Here is a 24,358-nt window from a genome sequence, read left to right as displayed (position 1 = left end):
CCGCAAGCGCGGCGCATGCCTGGTTGCGCGGCGTGCCGATTTGCGAGAATCGCCCGCTTCATTGAGGGAGATCACCATGCAGACCCGCAGCGACGCTCGCAAGCGTCTTACCAGGATGGCCGCCTTGGCCGTGGCCATCACCGCCATCCTTGGCGCCACACCGCCCCTGGCGGCTCAGTCGGTTCCGACTTTCACGGAGAACTTCAAGAACATCAAACTCCTGGCGGCACAAGGGACCGGGTATTACGTGAACTTCAAGGAGCCATTCGGCCAGCAGTGCATGTACGACGTCGCCTACATCTCCGCAGAGAAGAAGGGGCTCTACGCGACGCTGCTCGCGGCGCATCTGGCCGGAAAGCGGATCCACCGTGTCTCGTATCAGCAACCAGGCGGCAACGGCGCGATCTGCAACCTCGATCAGGTTGAACTGGATGCCGGCTGACCCGGCCCGTCATTCGGCCGGCGGCCTGCTGCCGCTGCTCTTCGTCGCCGTCTGGAGCACCGGCTTCATCGGCGCGAAGTTCGGCCTGCCGGACGCGGAGCCGCTGACCTTCCTCGCGTGGCGTTATGCCGCCGTCATCGCGCTGATGCTGCCCGTGGTGCTGGTGCTGCGCGCGCCCTGGCCGCGCTCGATGGCCGCGTGCGGGCACATCGCGGTGACCGGCCTGCTGGTGCATGGCGTCTATCTGGGCGGCGTGTTCACCGCGATCGCGCATGGACTGCCGGCGGGCATCACCGCCCTGGTCGTCGGCCTGCAGCCGTTGGTCACGGCACTCGGCGCGCGGGCGTTCCTCGGCGAACGCATCGACCGGATGCAATGGCTGGGTCTGGCGCTGGGCTTCCTCGGCGTCGGACTCGTCGTCGCGCAGAAGATCGCGGCGGTGCCCGGCAACGCGCTGCTGACGATGCTGTTGCCGGCCGTGATCGCCTTGATCGGCATTACCGCCGGCACGCTCTACCAGAAGAAGTTCTGTCCGTCCTTCGACCTGCGCACCGGCTCGATCATCCAATTCGTGCCCAGCCTGCTCGTCACCGGCGCGCTCGCGGCGGCAACCGAAACGATGGAAGTGCACTGGACCGGCCAGTTCGTGTTCGCGATGGCTTGGCTGGTGCTGGTGTTGTCGCTGGGCGCGGTCAGTCTGCTGAACGTGCTGATCCGTCGCGGCAGCGCGGTCAATGTCGCCAGTCTCTTCTACCTGACCCCGCCGACGACCGCATTGATCGCCTGGGCGCTGTTCGGGGAGACGCTGACCGGACTCGCCATGGCCGGCATGGCACTGGTCGCGATCGGCGTGTGGCTCGCGCGCCGGGCGCGCTGAAAGCGTTCAAGCAGCTTCAGGCAGCGTTCAAGGCGCTGGCAAGGCAGCGCGGCAATCTCGCTGCCGTCGAACACACGGCGGGGTCGCGCAACGACCGCCGCGCCCATGAAAAAGGCGGCCCCTCGGGCCGCCTCGCGCGGTGATGACAGCGGGATCAGTTGCGGTCGGCGCGGGCCGGCAGCGTGCTGTCGGTGTTCGTCGTCGACATGTCCGTCGAGGAGGTACCGGCGCTCGGCGCGCTCATCGGCATCGGGTCCGTCTGCGTGCGGACGTTGGGGTCCTGACGCTGCTCGGTCGTGGTGTTGTTGCCGTTGTTCTGGCTGCTGGTGGCCGGCTGGCTGTTCTGCATGTCAGTGGCGGTCGCGGGCTGGCCCGTGCTCGGATTGGCCGCCGGGGTGGCGGGCGGCGCCTTGCCCTGGTTGTTGTTGTTGGACAGCGGATCATTGGTCTGGTCGCGCGCGCCGACGGAGCCGGAGCTGCCGCCCTGGCCGCCGCTCTGGGCGTGAAGGAAGCCGACGCCGGAAGCCAGCGCAATCGCCATTGCCACGGTGGTGATCTTGGAACGGGGGTTCATGGTGGATCTCCTGGAAGCTGTGGATTGAGGTCTTGCCGGGGGCCCCGCGTGGTCCGGATGGCGTCGTATCGCATCTCGAACCATCACAGCACCCTTGCAAGAGAAGACTGGCAATCCCGATGCCCGCGCCGCTTGCCGATCACCCCTTGAACGTCGCGGTCTGCGCGGGTGAAGGCTCGAGTTCATCGAGCACCGCGCGGATCGCGACCGGCGCACCGGCGGTGACCGGAGCAACGACGTCCTGCGCCAGCGGTTGAACGAGCGCGCGGGCCTGCGCGGCGCCACGCGACTCCGCCGGTGCCGCGAGCGATCGCAGCCGCTGCCCGATCGCATCAAGGCTGTTCTGCGCCGTCTCGTCGTCGGCCTGCGCGTCGAAGGGGTCGAGGCTGATGCGGTCCGGCGAGAGACCCAGCCCCAGCGCGTGGAAGTAGCTCGCCTCGGTGACCACGCTGAGCTGGCTCGCGATCAGGCGATGCACTTCCAGATCGGGCATGTCCAGCTGAACGCCCTGCACCGTGGCGAGTACCGGCGTGCGCGTGATGCCTCCGGCCAGGCCGGCGAGGCGATGCGCGTTCGGCAGATGCGCATGAAGCACCGCCGCCTGCTTGTTGCGGATCAGCCCGATGAGGACCTGGATCGCGTGCCACGGGGGGTCATCGGGCATGGCGACGATCACGATGTCCGCACCCAGTCCGCGCAGCCGTTCCGCGTACGGCCCGTCCGCCGGGCACACGACGGTGAAGCGGACGTTGCCGCTGCTGCCCAGCCGCTCCACGAGCCGCGCCACCAGTTGCGTGGCGCCGACTCGGTCCGACGCCGAGGCGAGCGAAGCGTCATCGTCCGCCGCTTCGTCTGGGGGGACGGCACCGATGATCTCGACGACATGCAGCGACGGCGCGGGGTTCGCCGTCGTCACGGCGGAGAGCGTCGGCGTGATGCCGGGGCGTCGTTGTGCAGGACGGTCCATCGCGAGCCTCTTGAAGCCGCACCATGCGGTGAGCACGCATGGCAAGGCCCATACCCGACGGGGCTCCGTCCTCGCAGCCCATCGACCACCGATCAACAGCGCATCAGCGGCGACTCACAGTGACTCACAGCGGCTTCAACGACTGCAGCACCGTGGGCAGAAGTTCGCTCACCGTCGGATGGATGCGCACACCGCCGGCGGTGACGTCGGTGTACGGCTGCTTCGACGCGATGACGTCGAGCAGCGATTGCACCGCTTCGTCGCCGTCGACGCCGAGCACCATGGCGCCGAGGATCGCCTTCGATTCGGCATCGACGAGGATCTTGATGAAGCCCTCGGTCTCGCCCTTCTCGATCGCACGGCCGACGCGCGCCATCGGCCGCGTTCCGATCAGCGCGGGACGGCCGCTGGCTCGCACTTCCTGCTCGCCCAGACCGATGCGCGCCAATGGCGGATCGGTGTACAGCGCGTAGGTCACGACGCGATCGCCGACGCCGCGCGCCGCGCCGTCGAAGAGGTTCGCCGCGGTGACTTCGAAGTCGTTCCAGGACGTGTGCGTGAACGCGCCGCGGCCGTTGCAATCGCCGAGCGCCCAGATGTGCGGCACGCTGCTGCGCAGTTGGTCGTCCACGACGATGTTGCCGCGCTCGTCCACGCGCACGCCAGCGCGGTCCAGGCCCAGGTCGTCCGTGTTGGGCTTGCGGCCCGTGGCGATCAGCACGTGGCTGCCGCGGACCTCGGGCTCGCCGGTCTGGCAGTTCACCCGCACGGCGACGCCCTCCTCGGCCGGCGCCAGCTTCACGCATTCGGCGCCGGTGCGGATGGTCAGGCCTTCGCGTTCAAGGATGCCGCGCAAGGCCTCGGAGACATCGGCATCCTCGCGCGGCACCAGCCGCGGGCCGCGCTGCACGACGGTCACCTCGGATCCGAAGCGCCGGAACATCTGCGCGAACTCCAGTCCGATGTAGCTGCCGCCCACGACGACCAGGTGCCTGGGCAGTTCGTCGAGTTTCATGATCGACGCGTTGGTCAGCCAGGGCACCGAGTCCAGGCCCTCGACGCCCGGCTGCGCGGGGCGGCCGCCGACGTTGATGAAGAAGCGGTCCGCACGCAGGCGCCGTCCGTCGACGCTGACGGTGTGCGGATCCTCGAAGCGCGCGTGGCCCATGACGAGCTCGACCTTGTCCATGCCGCGCAACCATTGCTCGACGTTCTGGCGCGACTGGCCGGAGATCCGCTCCTTGCGCGCGATGACGGCGGGCAGATCGACGCCGGACTGCGCCGGCGCCCGCACGCCCCAGCGCGCGGCTTCGCGCACGACCCAGGCGGCATGGGCGCTGGCGACCATTGCCTTGGTCGGGATGCAGCCGGTGTTGACGCAGGTGCCGCCGACGCGCGAGCGCTCGATGACAGCAACGCGCCAGCCGGCCTGCGACATGCGCTCAGCCAGCGCGGGGCCGGCCTGGCCGGCGCCGATGACGATGGCATCGAAGGCCTCGGGGGACTCAAGGGATTCACTCACGGCAACGCTCCAGGAAAGGGGTCGTCGCCGAGTCTGCCATCGTCAGGCGGCGATGCGGTGTCATCCCGCTCAGGTCGCGCCGTGGCGCCGCCGGATCGCGGCGAGTGCGCCCCGCTGCTCCAACACCTGGATCGCCTGGTCCATGCGCGCCAGGTCGCGCTCGTCGAGCCGACGGCGGCTCAGCATCAGGCACACGGGCTGCACGCTGTGCCCGAAAGGCTGCCGCAGCAGGCGCACGCCCGAGGCGCGCGCCTGCGCATGGACGTCCAGGTCGTCGCCGAGGATCAACGACGCGCGTCCGAGCTGCAGCATGTCGACGCCCTGGCGCGTGGTCTGGTAAGGGAGCAGGAGGCCTGCGTCGGAGAGGCGCTTGCGCCATTCCTCGAAGTCGGCACCGAGGCCGAGCGCGTCCACGTGCAGCAACGGGATGCGACGCTGGAGCACCTGCTCGAAGCCCTTCAGCCCATCGAGCCGGGGATCGCGGCGGTCCGCCGCCGCGACCATGAAGGCCTCGTTCCGATAGGTTCGGCTGTACATGACGATCCGGCCCCGACCGGGCACCGGCGTCGCCGAGAAGATCACGTCGAACTGGTCGTTCAGCAACTCGCGGAAGCGCCGCTTGCGCCATTGCGCCGAGCCGCGGATCCAGTTCAGCTCGTAACCCGCCTGCGTGCAGATCGCCTGCAGCAGCTCCGCATCGAGGCCGCGCACGCTCCCGTCGGTGCCGGGCACGAGATAAGGCGGCCAGGATTCCACCAGCGCGCGCAGCACGCGGGGTCGGGGACTTCCCCACACGGAGGCCCCCCAGGAGAGCGCCAGGCCGCCCACGACGGAGCGACGGCGGGGCCCTCGATCGGCGGACGGGCCGGATGGATTCATTGCCTCGTTGCGAGCCATCGCGGTGGGGGTTCGGTCCAGTGTGCGCCTGGCTCCCCGGAGCCACAAGGCAGGGACGGCACCTCCTTCGGCGACGCCCCCGGATGGGGGCTTGTCATCGACGACGTCCAGAGAATGTCACGTGGTAGCGCAACCGTTCGGTTTTCCACATGGTTCTGTCAATTTTAAAAGCGCAAAATTGATACATGAAAGTCGTTCTTGTCGAAGACTCCCCGCTGGTCCGCAAGCATCTGTTGGCGACACTGAAGGAACAGCCCTTCCTGTCGGTCGTCGGCCTTGCCGCCACCGAGGCGGAGGCGCTGTGCACCGTCGGACTGACGCGCCCGCATGTCGTGGTGCTGGACCTGGCGCTGGCCTCGGGCTCCGGGCTGGAGGTGCTGCGCAAACTGCGCCTGGCCGGCTTCGGCGGGACCATCCTGGTCCTCAGCAACCGCGAGTCGGAGATCTATGGACCGCTGTGCGTGCAAAGCGGCGCCAACGCCTTCTATGACAAGGGCCGCGACTTCGAGCAGTTCCTGGCTGACCTGAACGTGCTGGCCGAGGCCCCACGACTGGCGGCGAGCCGGCCCATGAGCTTGAGTTCGCTGCATATGCGCTGAGGCCGCCATCGCCCTCGCTGGCGATTCGGGAATCGGTGCCGGCGAGTTACGCCGCGGAGTTGTGGAAACTCCAATCAATTCACGCGGACAAAAGAAAACCCGCTCTGGGCGGGTTTTCTAAGTGCTTGATTCAACAAGCTGTTTTGGAGGAGAGGGGGGGATTCGAACCCCCGAGACGTTTCCGTCCGCCTGATTTCGAGTCAGGTACATTCAACCACTCTGCCACCTCTCCGGAATTCGGTGATCGCTGTGGTTGTTAGCGACTAAGCCTAAGAGTATAGCGAGGTTTTTGAGGCCTTGGCAAGAACTCGCGTGAGTTTGTGCGAAAGACGCGTCGGCGGCCGCTTCAGCGGCCGCTCTCCCCGCCCTACCAGCCAGCTCAGGCCTTCAGCACGTCCTTGCCGCCGAGGTAAGGACGCAGCGCTTCCGGCACCGTGATGCTGCCGTCGGCCTGCTGGTAGTTCTCCAGCACCGCGACCAACGTGCGGCCCACCGCCAGACCCGAGCCGTTCAGCGTGTGCACCAGCTCGTTCTTGCCCTGCGCGGTCTTGAAACGCGCCTGCATGCGACGGGCCTGGAACGCACCCATGTTCGAGCACGAGCTGATCTCGCGGTAGGTGTTCTGCGCCGGCAGCCACACCTCCAGGTCATAGGTCTTGACCGAGCCGAAGCCCATGTCGCCCGCGCACAGCAGCACGGTGCGGTACGGCAGGCCGAGCTTCTGCAGCACGGCTTCGGCGTGGCCGGTCATCTCTTCCAACGCGGCCATGCTGTGCTCGGGCTGCTCGATGCGGACCATCTCGACCTTGTCGAACTGGTGCTGCCGGATCATGCCGCGCGTGTCGCGACCGGCCGATCCAGCCTCCGAGCGGAAGCACGGGCTGTGCGCCGTCAGCTTCACCGGCAGTTCATCGACCGAGAGGACGCTCTCACGGACCGAGTTGGTCAGCGAGATCTCCGAGGTCGAGATCAGGTACTGCTCGCTCTGTTCGTCGTCACCGCCGCGCAGGACCCAGAACATGTCTTCCTTGAACTTGGGCAGTTGGCCCGTGCCTTCGAGGATCTCGCGGTTGACGATGTAGGGCGTGTAGCACTCGGTGTAGCCGTGCTCCTGCGTCTGCATGTCGAGCATGAACTGCGCGAGCGCACGGTGCAGGCGCGCCACCGGGCCCTTCAGGAAGGCGAAGCGCGAGCCCGACAGCTTGGCGCCGAGTTCGAAGTCCAGGCCCAGCGGAGCGCCGAGGTCGACATGGTCCTTGACGGCGAAGTCGAACTCGCGGGGCTGGCCCCAGCGGCGCACCTCGACGTTGCCGGTCTCGTCAGCACCGGCCGGCACGCTGGCGTCGGGCAGGTTGGGGACGCTCATCAGCATCGTGTTGAGTTCATGCTGGATCAGGTCCAGCTTCTCGGCGCCGGCCTTCAGTTCGTCGGCGATGCCGGCGACCTCGGCCATCACGGCGCTGGCGTCCTCGCCCTTGCCTTTCAGCATGCCGACCTGCTTGGACAGCTGGTTGCGCTTGGCCTGCAGCTCCTCGGTGCGGATCTGCACCTGCTTGCGGTCGGTCTCCAGCGTCTTGAAACGCTCGACGTCCAGGAACGGTTGGGGGTTCTTGCGCTGTTGGAGGCGCTCGATGACGGCGTCCAGATCCTTGCGCAGCAGGGTGATGTCCAGCATGGTGTGTCTTTCGTGTTCTGCGCCGACGGCGGCCCTCTTCGGAGGGGCGTCGGCGATGGCATGGGGGATGTCGAGCAGCGTGAACTCAACCGGAGCTCATCGGGAGCTCGGCGGGCCGCCCTCCGAAGAGGGGAGCCGCGACGATCAAGATCGGCCGCTGGTGACCTCGGCCATCGACTTGTCGCCCAGTCCCATCGGAAGGGGGAAGCGCACATGCTCCTCGACGCCCGGCAGCGTGCGGACCGTCGTCGCGCCCAGCTCGCGCAGGCGCGAGATCACGGCCTGCACCAGCACGTCCGGCGCGGAAGCCCCCGCCGTGAGGCCCACCTTCGAGCGACCTTCCAGCCACTCGGCCTGGACGTCCTCGGCCGCGTCGACCATGTAGGCCGGCGTGCCCAGGCGCTCCGCCAGCTCGCGCAGGCGGTTGCTGTTGGAGCTGGTCGGGCTGCCGACCACCACCACCACGTCGACCTGCGGCGCCATCACCTTCACGGCGTCCTGGCGGTTCTGCGTGGCGTAGCAGATGTCCTGCTTCTTCGGCTCGCGGACCTCGGGGAAGTGCTTCTTCACGGCGCGCAGGATCTCGGCCGCGTCGTCGACGCTCAGCGTGGTCTGCGTGACCACGGCCAACCGGCTCGGATCCTTGACCCGCACGTGCGGCACATCCGACGCTTCCTCGACGAGGTAGATCCCGTCGCTGAGCTGGCCCATCGTGCCCTCGACCTCAGGATGCCCCTTGTGGCCGATCATGATGAATTCATAGCCTTCGCGGTGCAGCTTGGCGACCTCGACGTGGACCTTGGTCACCAGCGGGCAGGTCGCGTCGAAGACCTGGAAGCCGCGCTCCTGGGCCTCCTTGCGCACCGCCTGGCTGACGCCATGGGCCGAGAACACCAGCGTCGCGCCGGGCGGTACCTCGGCCAGGTCCTCGATGAAGATCGCGCCCTTGGCCTTCAGGTCGTTGACGACGTAGGTGTTGTGCACGATCTCGTGCCGCACGTAGATCGGCGCGCCGAACTTCTTCAGCGCGCGCTCGACAATCTCGATCGCGCGGTCCACGCCGGCGCAGAAGCCGCGCGGCTCGGCCAGCACGATGTCCTTCATGTTCACGTCCATGGCCGTCATCACAGCACCCCGATCAGCTGCACCTCGAAGCTGACGGGCTGTCCCGCCAACGGGTGATTGAAGTCGAACAGCAACCAGTCCTCGCCCAGCTCGCGCACCACGCCGGCGTACTGGCCCTGGCCATCCGGCGTCGGGAACTGCACGACGTCGCCGACGTGGTACTCCTCGTCCGGATCGCCCAGCTGGCGCATCAGCGCGCGCTTCACGCGCTGCAGCAGCTCGGGGTTGCGCTCGCCGAAGGCCTCGCCCGGCGCCAGCTCGACGCGGGTGTGCGTACCCTCGGCCAGGCCGACCAGGCGCGCCTCGATCGCGGGCGCCAACTCGCCGGCGCCCAGCGTCAGCGTGGCCGGCAGCTTGTCGGCGAAGGTGTTGATCAAGTCCTGGCCGTCCGGCCCGCTCAGCCGGTAATGCAGGGTCAGGAAGGATCCTGGTTGAACGAGGTTCACTAGTCAGGGGGATTTTGGGAATCGAGGCATGATTTTAGGCTGGAGCGCCACGATCCTTCCTCCGAGTCTCCTCATGACCGTTCTCGCCGCCCCGATCGCCTTGCCCAGGCCCTCTGTCACGTCGGTCATCGCCGCGCTGCCACCCGAGGCTCGCCCACGGGAGAAGCTGCTCGCGCAGGGCGCTTCCACCCTCTCCGACGCTGAGTTGCTGGCCATCGTGCTCCGTACAGGCCTGCCCGGTCGCCCGGTCCTGACGTTCGCGCGCGACGTGCTCGACCGATGCGGCGGTTTCAAGTGCCTGCTGAATGACCCCGCCCACGCGCTTGCGGGCATCAAGGGGCTGGGGCCATCGAAGCGAAGCATGCTGCTGGCGGTGCTGGAGATCACGCGGCGCTCATTCCGCCACGCACTCGGCGACGGCCCGGTCTTCGAATCGGCTGAAGCCGTCCGCGACTACCTGCGCCTCGAGTACGACGGCAAGAGCGCCGAATGCTTCGCCGTGATGTTCCTGGACACCCAGCATCGGCTGATCGCCCTGGAGACGCTGTTCCACGGCACCCTTTCCCATACCATTGCATACCCCCGGGAGGTGGTGAAACGCGCGCTGATCCTGGACGCCGCCGCGGTGATCCTGGTTCACAACCACCCTTCGGGACGTACCGATCCGTCGCCGCAGGACGTCCAGTTGACCCGCGCGATGATCGAGTCGCTGGCGCTGATCGACGTGAAGGTCCTGGACCATTTCATCGTCGGTGCGGGCCAGCCTGCTTCGATGACCGACCTGGGCCTGCTGTGACCGACCGACTGCGCAGCCTGCAAGACCTGCAGACGCTGCACCGAGAACTGAAGCTCCGCCAACGCGCGGAGGAAGAGCGCCGCGAGCGCGAGGCCGCGCTGGCCCGCCTGCGCGACGAGGAAGCCCGCATCTTCGAGCGCACCGTCGGCATGGTCGTGCCGCTGCCCGACACCAACCGTGTGATCCTGAACCTCGGCAGACCTGAGCCGGAACCCCGCCAGCGCGAACTCGACGAGCAGATGGCCTGGAAGCAGGCGCTGTCGGACGATTTCGACGTCGATTCGCTGCTGGAGACGGACGAGACGCTGTCCTTCCGCCGACCGGAGATCTCGGCCGAATCCGTGCGCAAGCTCAGACGCGGCCATTGGTCGCTGCAGGCGCAGATCGACCTGCACGGCCTGCGCCGCGATCAGGCGCGCGAGGCGCTGGGCCACTTCATCCACGACAGCGCCCGGCGCGGCCTGCGCTGCGTGCGCGTGGTCCACGGCAAGGGCAACGGCTCGCCGGGGCGCGAGCCCGTGCTGAAGGCGCGCGTGCGCCGCTGGCTGGTACAGAAGCAGGAAGTCCTGGCCTTCGTCCAGGCCCGCGCCAGTGATGGCGGCAGCGGCGCGTTGATGGTCCTGCTGAACGCGACCTGACCCCTCCCGCCGGGTCCCCCTCACGAGGGAGCAACCACCGAGCGTCGCCGCTCTCCCCGCCCCTCGCCCACACGGGCTTTCCCCTCCCCCGCTTCGCGTTGTTTTCCGGAACACGCGATTGCATCGCCGTGCCCGCGTGGCTAGTCTGCGGACATGCCGGCGTAGTCGAGAACCGTTCTCAACAAATTGAGTCTCCGCAACCACGCAGCCATCGTTTCGATGGGGAGGGAACACGCATGTCGATGTCCACGTCGCCGACCTTTCCGGCTCTTGCCACCGCGGTCCGCATCCGCGGCCGGATGCGCGCTCCAAATGCCCGCACCACCGGCCTCATCCTGGTCGGCCTCGTCCACCTGCTGATGGTTGGGGCCCTGGTGAAGGGCTTCCAGCGCCACGCCGTCGAGGCGCCGCCGCTCATCAAGTTGAAGACGATCGTCGAACCCGAGGACAAGCGCAAACCCGCCGAGCCGCTGCACATCCCCGAGCCGACGATCCAGACCCCGCGCATGGTCGAGGTACCGATTCCTCCGGTGGACATCATCCAGACGACAGAGCCGGTCATCGTCGCCGTGGGGGTGACCGACGGCAGGACATCCACGCCGTCAGAGGGGACGGACCCCGGCGCGAAGCAAGAGGTGGCCCCCACCCGGACAACCCCGCCCACCACCCTCAAGACGCCTGGCGCGATCTGTACGCAGATGGCGGCGCCGGAGATGCCCGCAGTGAACTGGACCGGTGAAGCGGTGTTCCGCGCCGTGGCTGACGTGCAGGGCGGCCGCGTCGTCGCCGTGCAGCTGCAGACGCTCGGCGGATCGATGGATGCCCGCACCCGCCGCGCGTTCTCCAACGCCATCGAGGGCACGCTGAAGTCGCGCTACGTCTGCCCGGGCGAGCACCGCTTCCAGCAGGACTTCGCCTTCCGCATGGACTGACATCCCAAGCTGGCTTCGCGCAGAGGCTGAAATGACAAAAAAACGCCGGCACGCGCATTGCGTGGCCGGCGTTTTTCTTCATGCGTTCAGCGCTTCACCCTTCCGGGCGACGGCTTCAGTGGAGCATCAGGCTGCCGTAGGGAGACACAGGCGTCGTGAACGCCATCAGCAGCCGCTCGGGGCGGAACTCGCCGACCGACTCGGCGCCTTGCCAGTGAGTCTCGATCGCGTGCTCCAGGCCCTTGAGCACGCAGAACGACATGAAGGCGTGCTCCGCCTCCTCGCCATCCATGTCCACATGCTGCAACCGCACGCAGGCCGCGCGCAGGAAGTTCAGCATCTGGATGGGGCTGTCGGTGTCCGGGCAGTAGCCGGCGCAGACCTCGATGTCTTCCCGGGCATCGTCGGACAGCCAGAGGCGGCCGTCGTCGATCCGGACATGCATCAGGTCGGGATTGGCTTCGATGCCGACCTCATCGTCGTGGAGCAGCGTGTACATGATGGATCGGACGGTAGACGAAGCCGTGCGGCCGTGTTCATCGACTCCCCCGCCTGGAGGGGCGGCAGTGTCAGATATGCACGCTGCAGGGACCGTTTACATCATTTCCCGACGGTGGCGTAGAACGCCGCGCGCAGGACGGCGGGACCTTCGGGCACGACCGGCGCCTGTCCCGCGCGCTGCATCGGCACCCCGGAGATCCGCAGTTCCAGCGCCCCGCCCTGCGCGTCGACGCCGGCGAACAGCAGCGCCTGCCGGTTGTCCGCCTCCATCCGTGACACGGTCGTGCCCGGCCGCCAGCCCAGTTGCTGGAACGCGCGGGCCAGTTGCCCGCCCGCGTCCACCATGCGCAGGCGCAGCGCCTCGTCGGGCGCGGCGTCGGTCGTCCACACCACGTTGACGTGGGTCAGCCGTCCCGATGCCTGGTCCAGGATGTAGGTCACGGTCGCCGGCACCGGGCCGGGCTCCAGCTGGTCAAGGCGCAGTACCAGCGCGCGCTTGCCCGCCTTCGGGTCCTCGACGACACGGATCGCCTCCGGGGCCGCCTTGAAATCGCGCTGGATCGCACCGCGCAGGCCCGCCTCGTCCATGCCGAACAGCGCCGAGCGGAAGCCCGAGACCCGGTACGCGCCCGCGGCCGCCGTCGACGCGGCGGCCGAGGCGGGATCCATCGCGGGATAGGGATCGGGCCGGTCGACGTTCGCGACCACCCGCAGGCGTAGCTGCGACGGTCCCGCGGATGCGACGCGATGCTCGCGCGCCCGTGCCGGCGAGGTCGCGGTGCGCTCGCGCGCCTCCACGTCCACGTCCGCCCCCAGCAGCCGGATCTCCGCGCCCGCGCCTTCGAAGTCCTTGCCCGAGAACACGATCAGCGTCCCGTCCGGCAGCAGATGGCCGCGCCGCGTCGCCAGCGGCGGCCAGCGCCAGCCGGCCATCGTGGCGCCGACGGCGCGGGCCGCCTCGACGAGCCCCGCGCGCTGCGCCGGCGTCGACGGCCCGTCGGTGGTCCACTCCACATCGATCGCAACCAGTCGCGCGCTGGCCGCGCCGAAGCGGTAGCGCAGCAGCACCGGCGTCGGCGCCGGCACACGCGGCAGCGCGGCGACCCGCACCAGCAGGTCGACGCCGCCGCTGTCGGGATCGACGTACTCCCGCGGCGGCGACACGGTCTCGGGATACTCACGCGCGACCACGGCGCGGACTTCCGCGAGGCTCATGCCGAAGCGCGCTTCGCCGTGACCGGTGATCGCATAGGGACGGCCCTCGACGAGATAACGGGTCGGTTGACCGGTGAGCGAGATTTCAAAAGGCATGTCGGCGGCGCACGCGGCGGGAACGACCGAGGCCATCGCCGCCGCGGCGGCGACTCCGGCCACGCCGGCCCGCAGGCGCAGGGTTCGGGAGAGTCGGGAGAATCGGGAGAATCGGAAAAGGAAGTTCATTCGAATGATCCTCAACGGCCGGTCGGAGAGACGTAGGTGACCTTGCCGTCCACCACCGCCAGCTGGACGCCCATGCCCGCGGCCATGCCGCGCAGCGCGGCTTCCTCGCGCTGATTGGCGCCCGCGAAGTCGGAGTTGTGGGCCATGTCGACGGCGGCTTGCGGATTGGTCCGGAGCAGGTTCAGGAACGTGGCCTGGTCGGTCTGTTCCTTCTTGATCAGCGCCTGCGTGCGGTTGATCATCGAGCTGTAGCTGTTGTAGAAGGCCTGCATGCTGTCCCAGGTCTTGCGGACCCCTTCGTCGTAGAGATAGTTCCATGGGCGATCACGCCAGCGGGCGTTCTCGTCCAGGTACTTGAAGCGCGCCGCCGCATCGGTGATCGACGCGGCGTACCTGGAATCGGCCGCCGAGTAATGGTTGTCGGGCTCGCTGTGATTCATGCCGAAGACGCCGAGCACCGTGCGACCCACGACGTTGTCGGTCATCGCCTCCGCGAGACCCATCGGATTGATCGAGAAGTTCAGCGACAAGCCCAGCCCGCCGAAGCCCAGCTGCGCGCCCAGGTCCAGCGACACGCTGATCGCGCCGTCCGAGATGCCGATCGAGTAATTGAAGGTGCCACCGATCGATCCCGGCGTGTAGACCGTGGCGCCGCCGCCGACCGAGCCGGTGCTGCCCGTCACCCCGGCGGCGACGCCGACCGAGGAGCCGACGCCGACCGCGTTGTCGAAGCGCTGCACCACGCGGCCGTCGCGGAGCGTGTACTGCTCGTCGGCGCGGGCGAAGAGGAAGGTGCTCACTGTCGTGTTCAGCCGCGCGTCGCCCAGGCCGCTGATGTTGCCGCTCACCCCCGTCTGCGCGGTCACGCCCGCGCGCGCCTCGGCGCCGATCTGCACGCCGTTGCGGCCGAGGTTCCCGATCACATACGCCTCGCCCTGCGCCCCGACGGTGACGTAGCCGGGGCCGCTGGTGATGGTCACGTCGACGTGGCCGCTGGCGTTGGCCTCCAGCTTCACGCCGGTGATGCCGAACTTGGCCAGGCCGCTGATCTCGCCGCTGGCCTGCGTCGACAGGTCGACGCCGCCGATCGCCACGCCGGTCTCCACGACGCCGCTGGCCGAGCCACTGACACCGCCGCCTCGTGGTCCGATCGTCACGTCGCCGGCAACGCCCGTCCCGGTGATGTTGCGGCCGAAGTCCTCGGTCTGGCCGGTCTTGCCGCTGTGGACCCAACCGCTCAGCGGCGGCGGCACCACGGTGGGCGCGGGCTGCGGCAGCGGCGGGATCGTCGGGATCTGCTGCGCCGTGTCGCTGAAGCTGCCGCCCAGCATCGCCGACGTGAACACGTCCAGGGTCCCGGGCTCGCTGACGGTGTAGGGCAGTCCGCTGTAGCCCGGACCGATGATCTGGAAATCCCTCGCGTCAGCGCCGGCCAGGCCGGTGACGCGGAAGACATATCGCCCCGGCACCAGTTGGCTGAGGTCCTTCACGGGCTTGCCCTGCGGATCGTAGGCGGTCACCACCGGCTGGACGTCCGGGCCGCTGAAGGGGCCGTCCGGCCCGCGCAGCGTGGCGATGCCCGGCGTGCCGACCAACTGGTCGAAGTAGATCGCGCTGGTGACGCTGTAGCTCAGCGGCATCGGGCTGACGGTCAGCAGGCCCGGCAGACTGCCGCTGTCGGCCACACGGTAGTTCTTCGCCGCCGGACCGGTCAGACCGCTCACGACCTTGAAGTACTGGCCCGCGTGGGTGTAGCGATCCGCCGCCAGTGCATTGCCCGAGAAATCGACCAATCCGATCGTGCCGTCGATCGCGTCGCCCGGCAGCAGGTTCTCGAAGGTCGCCCTGCCGAGGTTCACGCCGTCGCCGAACACTGCCCAGGGCGTGCAACCGCTTCGGGAGCAGTTGCTCATGTACCCGCCGTAGGTGTAGCCCGACGGGCCGATGCCATAGGTCACCGGCCGCGGCGCGACGGTCAAGGTCCCGCCGAGGAGGCTCACCGCATAGTTGCTGTTCTGCGCGCCGGTCAACGAGCCGGTCCAGCCGTGGCCGCCGGCGTCCAATCGCGGCGCATAGATCAGCGGATCGTTGCCCTTGCCGACCGCCTGGCTCTGCAAGTCGCCGCCGGCATCGACGCGCACGCCGACGTCGTCGCCGACCAGCACGCCCGTCAGCGCGCCTAGCCGGGCCGGATCGCCATACACACTCGCCACGGTCGCCGGCGTGAAGACCAGCGATTTGCGGGCGATGCTCAGCGGTGCCGTCGCGCCGTCCGTCGAGACGAAGCGATAGTTCTTGCTGAGGTCGATGACACTGTCCGGGCGGCCCACCTGCTTCAGGCCGAGCACCACCTGCAGGTAGTCCCCGGCGGCGGTGCGTTCGCCGTAGTTGATCTCGCCCGCGGTGTTGACGACGTGGAAGTCGGGCTTCACCCACAGGGCGTCGTTGCGGATCAGTCCCGACACCGACACCGCCGGCGCGACGTAGGTGCCGTAGACGGTGCTGATCGCGTCGATGGAGACGGTGACCGGCTTGGGCGCGACGGTGATCACGGCGATGCCGGTGGAGCCGCTGGCCGTGTAGTAGTTCGCCGCGTCGCGTCCCGAGAGCCGCGCGACGTAGAGGTAGCTGCCGACGTTGAGCTTGTCGTCGATCGCATACTCGAAGCCCGGACCGACGGTCCGTCCCTGCAACTGTGTGGCGACGGCCACCGTCCCCAGGTTGACCTCGTCGCCCGGGAGGATCCCGGTGGTCAGGTGCAGTGCCGGCAGGCCGCTGCCGTAGAGGATGTCCAGGCTGCCGCTGTCCAGCGAGCGACCGATCTCGCGCTTCAGGACGTTGACGTAGCCCGTGTTGGACGTGGGCAGACCAGGCAGTATCAGGTTGCCGGGGGCGATCGTGTAGTTCGCGGCGTCCGCGCCGCCCAGTCCGTCGACACGGACCGGGTACCGGCCCGCCGGCGTCCGTTCCCACAAGCTCACCGGATCGAAGAGGCTGGTCAGCGCGGCGACCTGGTCGCCCGACAGCACGCCGTTGACGCTGCTGGTCGGCATCCGCGGCACGTCGCCGTAGGTGGAGGTCGTGTCGGGGGTCGTGACGGTGACCGGCTTCGGCCGCACGACGAAGTCGCCGAACGACGGCCGCAGCGTGTAGTTGCCCGCATCGGCGCCTTGCAGCGCACCGCTGGTGGGGTAGCTGCCCACCGGCAGTCGTGCGGGCGCCGTCGTGACGTTGCCGCCGGGCAGCGTCAGCCAGGCGTTGACGGACACCTGGTCGCCGGGCCTCAGCTCGCTCGACAACGAGGACCGGAAGCTGTACAGGTCCGAGCTGCCGTAGGTGGACAGGTTGGCGAGGCTGTTCGGCCCCTGCAGCCAGGCGGATCCGGTGATCGCGATCGGGCTCACCGTGAGCGTCGCGCCCCGGTTGCCGGTGCCGGCCATCACGTAGTTGCCCGCGTCGGCGCCGGTCAGGCCGGTGCCGGTCATCGTGTAGGTGCCGACGTTGAGCGCGCCGCTGCTGGAGCGCGGCATCGACGAGACGCTCGTGACGACCGAGACCTGGTCCCCCGCCAGCACGCCGTTGACGGCCCCTCGCGCGATCGGCAGGTCCGAGCCGACCATGCCGTAGGTCGGATTGAAGTTGGAGAACGTGCCGTCCGGCGCGATCGTGCCGTATCGGACGTTCTGGAAGTAGCCGTCGACGGTGACGGTCACGAGCTTGGGCGCGACGGTCAACGTGGCCGCCGTCGAACCGACGTCCGTCGTCACGTAGTTGGACGCGTCCGCGCCGGCCAGGCTGCGCAGGCCCAGCGTCCAGCGGCCCGCGCCCGTCCGGTCGGTCGGCGCGGTGCCGGTGGCCAGCAGCGCGGCGGGACCGGCGCTCACCGAGTCGCCGGACAGCACGCCCAGCAGCGACGCGGCGCCGATCGTCGCCGCGGTGCCGTAGGTGCCCGTCGCGTCCTGCGCGATGTAGCTGATCGGACGCGGCTGCACGGTCAGCGCGCCGGCCGTGTTGCCGCCGGTCGCCAGCACGTAGTTCGGGTTGCCGGTGATGGCGGTGACCGCCTCCGTGTAGACGCCGGCATGCGTACGATCGGTCAGCGCGACCGGCGTGGCGCCGGACAGCAGCGCCGTCGTGTAGCCGACCGTGTCGCCCGCGAGCACGTTGCCCAGCGTCACCGCGCCCAGCGTGGCAAGGTTGCCGTAGACCGAGCTCGCGTTGGCCGTCGAGAAGCTCACCGGCCGCGGCGTCACCGTCAGCGCGCCGACGGCGTTGCCGGTGCCGGCCAGCGTGTAGTTGCCCGCGTCCGCGCCGGTGAGCGCGTTGACGCCCGCCCACCAGGTGCCGCCCACGGTCGGCCGCGCCACCACGGCGCCGCCGCCGTCCAGCGCCGTCAACAGCGCGCCGACGCTGTCGCCCGGCAGCACGCCGGCGAGCAAGGTGGCGTTGCCCGCGACGGTGGGCATGTCGCCGTAGATCGCGCTGCCGGCGGACACGCTCCAGCTCAGCGTTTTGGGCGAGACGATCCAGCTCGCCGGCGCATTGCCGCTCGTCGCGATCACATAGTTGCCGGCGGCCGCGCCGGTCAGCGAGGCGGTCGTCGCGCCGAACGTGTACGTGCCGGCGCGCGTGGATGCGGACAGGAATTGCGGATTGCCGCCGATGTCGATACTCGGCAGGGCCTCGACCTCGTCCGCACCGACGATGCCGCTCAACACAGGCCTGCTGGCGACGGGCGAGGCGCCGTAGACATTGCCGCCGCCGGTCGCCACATAGGTCAGCGGCTTGGGTTTGACGATGATGTCCAGCGCCGAGTTGCCGCTGCCGGCGATGACGTAGTTCCCGGCGTCGGCGCCGGTGAGGCCGGCCACGCTGGTGACGTAGTGACCCACGGGCCATGCCGAGGAACTGCCGATGGCCGCGCGCGGCTCGATGACGTCGAAGCGCTGCGTGCCGACCACGGCGTCCCCCGACAGCAGGCCGACGAGCGCCGGCGTCTGCAACGTCTGGCCGTAGATCTGCTCGAGGCTACCGCCGACGTAGGTGATCGTCTTGGGCGCGACGACGAGCCGTCCCGGCGCATTGCCGCCGGAGGCCAGCGTGTAGTTGCCCGCCTGCGCGCCGCTCAGGCCGGTCACGATCTCCGCATAGGTGCCGGCGCGCGTGTTCGGGGCCAGCGAGAACGGCGTGCTGCCGTCGGCGCTCGACGCGACGATGCCCGTCACGACGTCACCCGAGAGCACCCCGCCCAAGCTGGAGACGCCGAGCGTGGCCAGCGTGCCATAGACACTGCTGACGTCCGACACCGACCAGGTGAGCGCCTTCGGATCGACGCGGAACACCCCGTCGCTGTTGCCGCTCACGGCGAGCACGTAGTTCGACGCCGCGGCACCGGCCAGCGCGGTCACGGAGGCCGCATAGCTGCCCGCCGCCAGGCGCGCGCCTGCCGCAATCGGCGAACCGCCCGTGCTCAAACCCACCACGCCGTTCACGTCGTCGCCGGAGAGCACGCCGGTGAGCACCGAGATCGGCAGCGCCGACGCGGTGCCGTAGGTCTGCGTCGCGTTGCCGACGAAGAAGCTCACCGGCTTGGGCGCGATGGTGAGGGACGAGCTCACGCCGCCGCCCAGGTCGATCGCGTAGTTGGACGCCGCCGTGCCGCCCAGACCCGTCAACGCGAAGTTCCAGGACCCGGCGCCGACGCGCTCGCCGAAGCCGTAGCCGCCGCCGTTGGCGCTCATCACGACGCCGCCCTGCCCGCCCAGCGTGGCGATCGGCGCGACGCTGTCGCCGTTGACGATGCCCGCCAGGCTCACGACCGACGCCGGCGCGCCATAGACGTAGTTGCCGGCGGAGACCGTCGGCGTCAACGTCCGGCGCGTGATCGTCAGCGGCAGCGTGGCGCTGCGCATGTCGACGAAGAAGTTGCCGAGGACCATCGGATCGAACGCCGCCGCGCCGGTGCCCGCCAGCGTCAGCGTGCCGCTGCCTGCGGCCGCCGTCACGCCGGGACCGCTGACCGACAACGAGCCGGACAGGAACAGCCCGTCCAGCGTCGCCGCCGGACCGCCCACCTGATGCACCGGCGCGCGGCCGAGGTGCTCGGCGTCGGGATCGGCATCGCCGTAGACGCGGGTGACCGCGCCGCCGACGCTGTTGCCGAGCGCCACGCGCGTGGCGTCGACGCTGCCCAGGCGCGCCAGACGCGTGACGATGCCGTCCTCGACGAAGCGGAACAGGCCTTCGCCGACGATGCTGTCGGTGGCCTCGGTGGTCCAGTCCACGACATGGCCCTCGACCCGGCTCCCGCCGCTGACCTTCAGCGCGCCGCTCAGCGTCGCCGTGCCGGCGACCGAGACGTTGCCGCCGATGACGATCTCCACCGGCATCGGGCCGCCGGAGCTGGCCGTCGGCATCACCGTCGCCGACAGCGATTCGCCCGCGAAGGCGCCCAGCCGCAACGCCCCGGCGCTGCGTTCGGTGTTGCCGGCACCGTCGGCCATCAGCAGCGTCAGCGGACCGTTGTCGGTGATGAAGTTCGCGTTGCTCAGGTCGAGCGAAGCGAGCCCGGCGCCGCGCTCCGCGTTGACGACGCCGTGAGCGGCCGTGTCGTTGGCGGTGATGGTCCAGTGGCCGCCGCCGTTGCTGAAGGCGCCGCTGAGCATCACCGAGCGGCCCGCCGCCAGCGTCAGGTCGCCCGCCGCCGCGCCGCCGGGACCGCGGGAGATGCCCGTGAAGAAGGTCGACCAGGTGATGTCCTGGCTGGCCTGCAGACGCACGTTGACACCAGCGCCCAGCAGCGACGCGAGGTCGCCGGAATTCAGCGTCGTCGTCCCGCCGGGGTTGTCGTTGAAGCCGATGTCGCCAGGCGACGTGGCCGCCGCCGCGTCGCCGATGACGATGTCCTGCGGGTCCAGCAGCAGCCGCGCGCCGCGGCCCAGCAGCAACCGGTCCAGCGCCACCGCCTGCACGGTGGACGCGGACGAGATCTCCACCGCGCCGCCCGCGACCGTGCCGTGCGCATCGAGTCGACCCAGCATCCGGGTGGCGCTCGCGCTCCACACGATCGCGGTCCCGCCGACGCCTGACGCGCCGTGCGCGGCGACGTCGATGCGGCTGTCCGCGTCGATGCCGACGCGGTCTGCGGCTGCGAGCAGCGGCAGCACGCCGAAACGGCCGAGGTAGCGCCCGTCGCTGTCCGCCAGCGCCGCGTCCGCGCGTCCGCCCTGGAACGATCCGCCGACACGCACCAGGCCGCCGCGCGTCGCGCCGCTGGCATCGAGCGTTGCGCCGGCAAGGGCCACGTCATGCCCCGTGACGTCGATGCGCCCGCCGCCCGCCGTCGCCGAGGACGCATCCAGCGTGCCGCCGACACGCACGGTGCCGCCGGCCCCGCCGTCGAGCACGATGGACCCGTCGACGCCGGAGAGCGTGGTCGCGCGGATCGTGCCGGGCAGGTGGATCGCTTCGCGCAAGGCCTCGCGCACCGTCGACGCGCGCAGCGCGACCAGACCGGCCTCGATGCGGCCGCCGTTGCCGATCAGCGGCCGGCTGTCGCCGTCGACCGCGTCGGCCGGCAGCATCACCTGCAGGAAGCCGTCGCCGGAGAAGTCCAGCGTCGCGGCCGAGGCGCTGCCCAGCGCTACCTTGCCGAGCGGGGCGAGGATCAGGCCGTCGTTCTCGACCCGGCCGCCCAGCAGCGCGACCTGACCGCCCTCGCCGGTGACGATGCGCCCCTGGTTCAGCACGTTGGCGCCGCGGCCGTTGAAGCGCAGCCGCCCGGCCATGAAGTCGTCGTCGGACAGGCCCAGCGTCGAGGCGACGAAACCGGCCCGCGTATCGACGAGGCCGGTCGCCGTGATCGCGATGCCCTGCGGGTTGATCAGGAAGACGCTGCCATTGGCCTTCAGCGTGCCGGCGATCTCGGAGCCCAGCGGGCCGGTGACGACGTTGAGCGTCGCCGCCTGCCCGTTGGGCTGGTTGAAGTTGACGACGCCGCCCGCGCCGATCGAGAACGCGTCCCAGCGCAGCACCGCGCGCTGAGAGTTCTGCTGGATGTCGAGCCGGTTGCCGTTCGGCGCGACGATCGTGGCCTGACCGGCGCTGACACTGCCGCCTTTCGGCAGGACGGGCAGCACCGGCAGTGACGCCGTCTGCGCGCCGGCCAGCGGCATCAGGCCGGCCAGGATGGCGGCGGTCAGCGCGGTCAGGCGCGGGCGGGTCTGCGCCGAGGCGCGGGAGGAGTGCGGGGAGCGTGTCATGGTCGTCAGAACTGGACTTGCGCTTTCACGAACGCCTGGAACTCGTCCAGGCCGAAGGGGCGGTAGCGGCGGCGGCCGGCCTCGATGGAGAGCTCGGCGCCGCGCCAGCGCGTGCGCAGGCCCGCGCCGCCGGACGCGGCGAGGCGGTGGCCCTGCGTGCCGGCGAACTCCGACCACGGACGGCCCAGCGCCGCGAAGACGTAGGGCTGCAGTTGCAGGCCCGCGCCGCCGACGGTCGGCGTCCAGGCCCGCGACAGCTCCTGGCGCAGGGTCCAGCCGTTGTCGTCCGAGATCGCCCCGGACCGGAAGGTCGACAGCGCGTCCTCGCCGTCCAGGCTGAACAGCTCGGCGCTCGGCAGCACGTGGCCGAGCGCGCTCTGCAGCCGCGCCGAGGTGCGCGCGCCCAGGCCCCAGGGCAGCTCGACGTCGGCGCTGGCGTTGAGCTCCAGCTTCGTGAAGTAGGGCCTCGCGCCATAGCGCGACACCGGCACACCGGTGGCCGCGATGTCGGCCGCGGTGCGGGCGCCGAGTCCGGGCAGACCGCGCGACAGCGTCGCGCCCAGGCGCAGCCGGGCCGACTCGCCGTTGCGGACGTAATCCGCCGCGATCCGGCCGACGCGCAGCTTGTCCTCGCTCATGACGAAGTCGAAGTCCGGCAGCGAATCGATCTGCCGGCTCGCGTCGACACTGCCCGTGAGGGTCAGTTCTTGCGCCCGCGTCAGCAGCAGCGGATAGATCAGGCGCAGGCTGTAGCGTTCGAGCTGGCTGCGCGAGCGAAGCGCGCCGGCGGGCGCCCGCGGCTGCGTGTCGGAGACGGTGAATTCCGGGTTGAGGCTCAGGCCGTCGGCCGTCAGCGGCAGGATCGCCCCGCCGCCGAGCACCCGTCGCGGCGCGTCGTCGCGCCAGGCGGTGCCCCAGTCCTTGCCGCCCGACACGTAGGTGTAGAACTGCTCGCCGCGGCCCAGCGCCTGGTTCAGGCGCAGCTGGACCGTCGTCTGCCACGGCCCCAGCGACTCGCTCAGGCGCCGGTCCGCCGAGACGGTGATCGCCGAGCCGGCGTGCTCGCCTTCCAGCACCAGCACCGTGCCGCCGACTTCCCGGCCCGCGCCCAGCGCGCTGCGCATCTGCAGGCCGGGCCCGCGACCCGCCAGCGTCAACGCGCGTTCCAGCGCCTCGCCGCGCAGATGCCGTCGCCCCAGCAGGCCCGCCAGCGTCTGCTCGACGGCCCGGCGCGCCCGCTCAGGCACGGCCGTGGCATCGATGCGCTCGAGGTAGCCGTCCACCACGCGCAATTCGAAGACGCCGCCGTCCTTCACCTGCTGCGGCGGCACGACCACGCGCACCAGCGGATAACCGGCCTCGCGGTAGAGCGCCTCCACCGCGTCGGCCAGTTGATAGAACGCGGCCACCGTCTGCCGTTGACCGCGAAGCGGCGCCGCCAGCGCCGCGGAGGCCGCGGCCAGTTCCGGGAAGCCGTCGCTGAAGCGCACCTCGTCGACGCTGACCTGCAGGTCGCGCGCCTGCGCCGGCACCGCGTTGGGCGCGGGCACCGGCAGCGGCGCGGCGGACGCGGCCGGCTCGGGCGGGCGCAGATCGCGCGGCGTGACCTGCGGCGCCAGCGGCGGCGGACTCTGCTGGGCCAGCGGCGGCGGACTCTGCTGGGCCAGCGCCGCGCCGGCGGCCAACGCCAGGGCGGTGCCGCCGAGCACGGCGGAACGGAATGGACGCATGCGGATTCCCTCGGACCGTCGGCCTCTGCGCGGGCGGTCCCTCGTTGTTCTTGCTCGTTGTTCTTCTCTCGTGGAGGCTGTCGTGGCAGCGGCGCGATCGTAGGCGCGGCCCCTCCCGGGAGGCGTAGAACGAACGGACTACACGGCCACCTCCCGGGCGCCAGACAATCGCCATCCGATGCAAACCGCACACGCCACCGCCCCCGCCGCGCCCCTCCCGGCCGCCACCGCCGCCGGCTCTCCGTACGATGCGCTCATGACGCTCATCCACGTGATCCTGGTCGAGGACGATCCGGGCTTCGGCGACGCGCTGTGCCACGTCGTGGAGGACTCGCCCGGCATGCGCCTGGCGGGCCGCGCGGTCACGCGCGCCGAGGGCCTCGCGCTGCTGGCCGGTCCGCCGGCCGACGTGCTGCTGGTGGACCTGGGCCTGCCCGACGGCTCCGGCATCGACGTCATCCGCGCCGCCGCGCGCGACTGGCCCGCGTGCCACATCATGGTCAGCACGAACTTCGGCGACGAGACCCACGTGATCCGCTCGATCGAGGCCGGCGCCTCGGGCTATCTGCTCAAGGACAGCGCCCCGGCGCGCATCGTCGAGGAGATCCGCAGCCTGGCCGCCGGCGGCAGCCCGATCAGCCCCATCATCGCCAGGAAGGTGCTGTCGCGTTTCCGCCAGGACGCCGCGCGCGCCGTGCCAGCCGAGGCCTCGCCGCTGTCCGTGCGCGAGAACGAGGTCCTGGGCCTGATCACCAAGGGCTTCTCGACCGCCGAGATCGCGGACCTCATGGCGCTGTCCCCGTTCACCGTGCGCAGCTTCGTGCGCCGCATCTACGGCAAGCTGAAGGTCAGCTCCAAGGCCGAGGCCATCTTCGAGGCGCGCTCGCAGGGATGGCTGCCGGAGTGACGCCGTCCCGCTCTTCCCCCCGCCCCTCC

18 protein-coding genes and 1 tRNA gene are annotated in these 24,358 nt (G+C 70.0%); 7 read left to right on the top strand and 12 right to left on the bottom strand.

Translation table 11 applies throughout. The annotated features are described in order from the left end of the window. The first annotated feature begins 76 nt into the window (after positions 1-76). The gene (locus tag AC07PR_RS07405; protein ID WP_483107178.1) at positions 77-442 is read left to right on the top strand and encodes a hypothetical protein; all 366 of its coding nucleotides are present in this window, start codon (positions 77-79) and stop codon (positions 440-442) included. Next, positions 432-1,319: a DMT family transporter gene (locus tag AC07PR_RS07400; protein WP_483107179.1), complete on the top strand. Its 888-nt coding sequence runs from the start codon at positions 432-434 to the stop codon at positions 1,317-1,319. The genes AC07PR_RS07405 and AC07PR_RS07400 overlap by 11 nt, the downstream gene beginning before the upstream one ends. A gap of 154 nt (positions 1,320-1,473) precedes the next feature. On the opposite strand, the gene AC07PR_RS07395 is transcribed toward AC07PR_RS07400, so the two are convergent. The 4 genes from AC07PR_RS07395 to AC07PR_RS07380 all read right to left on the bottom strand — a co-directional run bounded on the left by AC07PR_RS07395 (position 1,474) and on the right by AC07PR_RS07380 (position 5,177). Continuing rightward, positions 1,474-1,893: a hypothetical protein gene (locus tag AC07PR_RS07395; RefSeq protein ID WP_377153021.1), complete on the bottom strand. Its 420-nt coding sequence runs from the start codon at positions 1,891-1,893 to the stop codon at positions 1,474-1,476. 139 nt (positions 1,894-2,032) lie between these two features. Beyond that, a complete protein-coding gene (locus AC07PR_RS07390) occupies positions 2,033-2,860 on the bottom strand; it encodes a glycosyltransferase (protein WP_495134897.1) in 828 nt (275 codons plus the stop codon). 124 nt (positions 2,861-2,984) lie between these two features. Further along, a complete protein-coding gene (locus AC07PR_RS07385; protein ID WP_495134896.1) occupies positions 2,985-4,382 on the bottom strand; it encodes an FAD-containing oxidoreductase in 1,398 nt (465 codons plus the stop codon). 69 nt (positions 4,383-4,451) lie between these two features. Continuing rightward, positions 4,452-5,177: a substrate-binding periplasmic protein gene (locus AC07PR_RS07380; protein WP_495134895.1), complete on the bottom strand. Its 726-nt coding sequence runs from the start codon at positions 5,175-5,177 to the stop codon at positions 4,452-4,454. Positions 5,178-5,464: 287 nt separating this feature from the next. On the opposite strand from AC07PR_RS07380, the gene AC07PR_RS07375 reads away from it, so the two are divergent. After that, positions 5,465-5,878 carry a response regulator transcription factor gene (locus tag AC07PR_RS07375; RefSeq protein ID WP_495134894.1) on the top strand — a complete coding sequence of 138 codons (414 nt, stop codon included), beginning with the start codon at positions 5,465-5,467 and terminating at the stop codon, positions 5,876-5,878. Between the two features lie 144 nt (positions 5,879-6,022). Here the strand turns inward: AC07PR_RS07375 and AC07PR_RS07370 are convergent. The 4 genes from AC07PR_RS07370 to AC07PR_RS07355 form a co-directional block, all read right to left on the bottom strand. Then, a tRNA-Ser gene (locus AC07PR_RS07370) sits at positions 6,023-6,110 on the bottom strand. Positions 6,111-6,257: 147 nt separating this feature from the next. Next, the gene (serS, locus tag AC07PR_RS07365; RefSeq protein ID WP_495134893.1) at positions 6,258-7,553 is read right to left on the bottom strand and encodes a serine--tRNA ligase; all 1,296 of its coding nucleotides are present in this window, start codon (positions 7,551-7,553) and stop codon (positions 6,258-6,260) included. A gap of 144 nt (positions 7,554-7,697) precedes the next feature. Continuing rightward, positions 7,698-8,669, bottom strand: a complete 972-nt coding sequence (gene ispH / locus AC07PR_RS07360) for a 4-hydroxy-3-methylbut-2-enyl diphosphate reductase (RefSeq protein ID WP_495134892.1) — start codon at positions 8,667-8,669, stop codon at positions 7,698-7,700. Between the two features lie 8 nt (positions 8,670-8,677). Beyond that, positions 8,678-9,124: an FKBP-type peptidyl-prolyl cis-trans isomerase gene (locus tag AC07PR_RS07355; RefSeq protein ID WP_377153006.1), complete on the bottom strand. Its 447-nt coding sequence runs from the start codon at positions 9,122-9,124 to the stop codon at positions 8,678-8,680. A 73-nt stretch (positions 9,125-9,197) separates the two neighbouring features. Between AC07PR_RS07355 and radC the strand changes: the two genes are divergently transcribed. The 3 genes from radC to AC07PR_RS07340 all read left to right on the top strand — a co-directional run bounded on the left by radC (position 9,198) and on the right by AC07PR_RS07340 (position 11,490). Beyond that, positions 9,198-9,920 (top strand): RadC family protein, encoded by a 723-nt coding sequence (gene radC, locus AC07PR_RS07350; protein WP_495134891.1) that lies wholly within the window; start codon positions 9,198-9,200, stop codon positions 9,918-9,920. Further along, positions 9,917-10,558, top strand: a complete 642-nt coding sequence (locus AC07PR_RS07345; RefSeq protein ID WP_377153002.1) for a Smr/MutS family protein — start codon at positions 9,917-9,919, stop codon at positions 10,556-10,558. The genes radC and AC07PR_RS07345 overlap by 4 nt, the downstream gene beginning before the upstream one ends. A gap of 236 nt (positions 10,559-10,794) precedes the next feature. Next, positions 10,795-11,490 (top strand): hypothetical protein, encoded by a 696-nt coding sequence (locus tag AC07PR_RS07340; RefSeq protein ID WP_495134890.1) that lies wholly within the window; start codon positions 10,795-10,797, stop codon positions 11,488-11,490. Positions 11,491-11,605: 115 nt separating this feature from the next. Here the strand turns inward: AC07PR_RS07340 and AC07PR_RS07335 are convergent, their stop codons facing one another. From AC07PR_RS07335 to AC07PR_RS07320, 4 genes are all read right to left on the bottom strand, one after another. Continuing rightward, a complete protein-coding gene (locus AC07PR_RS07335) occupies positions 11,606-11,989 on the bottom strand; it encodes a hypothetical protein (protein ID WP_377152997.1) in 384 nt (127 codons plus the stop codon). A gap of 101 nt (positions 11,990-12,090) precedes the next feature. Further along, on the bottom strand, positions 12,091-13,431 hold the full coding sequence (locus AC07PR_RS07330; RefSeq protein ID WP_495134889.1) for a hypothetical protein: 1,341 nt from the start codon (positions 13,429-13,431) through the stop codon (positions 12,091-12,093). An 11-nt stretch (positions 13,432-13,442) separates the two neighbouring features. Continuing rightward, positions 13,443-21,692 carry a beta strand repeat-containing protein gene (locus tag AC07PR_RS07325; protein ID WP_495134888.1) on the bottom strand — a complete coding sequence of 2,750 codons (8,250 nt, stop codon included), beginning with the start codon at positions 21,690-21,692 and terminating at the stop codon, positions 13,443-13,445. 5 nt (positions 21,693-21,697) lie between these two features. Then, a complete protein-coding gene (locus tag AC07PR_RS07320; protein ID WP_495134887.1) occupies positions 21,698-23,422 on the bottom strand; it encodes a ShlB/FhaC/HecB family hemolysin secretion/activation protein in 1,725 nt (574 codons plus the stop codon). 256 nt (positions 23,423-23,678) lie between these two features. On the opposite strand from AC07PR_RS07320, the gene AC07PR_RS07315 reads away from it, so the two are divergent. Then, positions 23,679-24,329 (top strand): response regulator, encoded by a 651-nt coding sequence (locus tag AC07PR_RS07315; protein ID WP_495134886.1) that lies wholly within the window; start codon positions 23,679-23,681, stop codon positions 24,327-24,329. The last annotated feature ends 29 nt before the right edge of the window (positions 24,330-24,358 follow it).

The organism is Roseateles sp. GW821-FHT09H11, assembly GCF_059415845.1.
The sequence above is the reverse complement of the archived record's forward strand: the minus strand, read 5'-3'. Positions and strand labels throughout refer to the sequence as shown.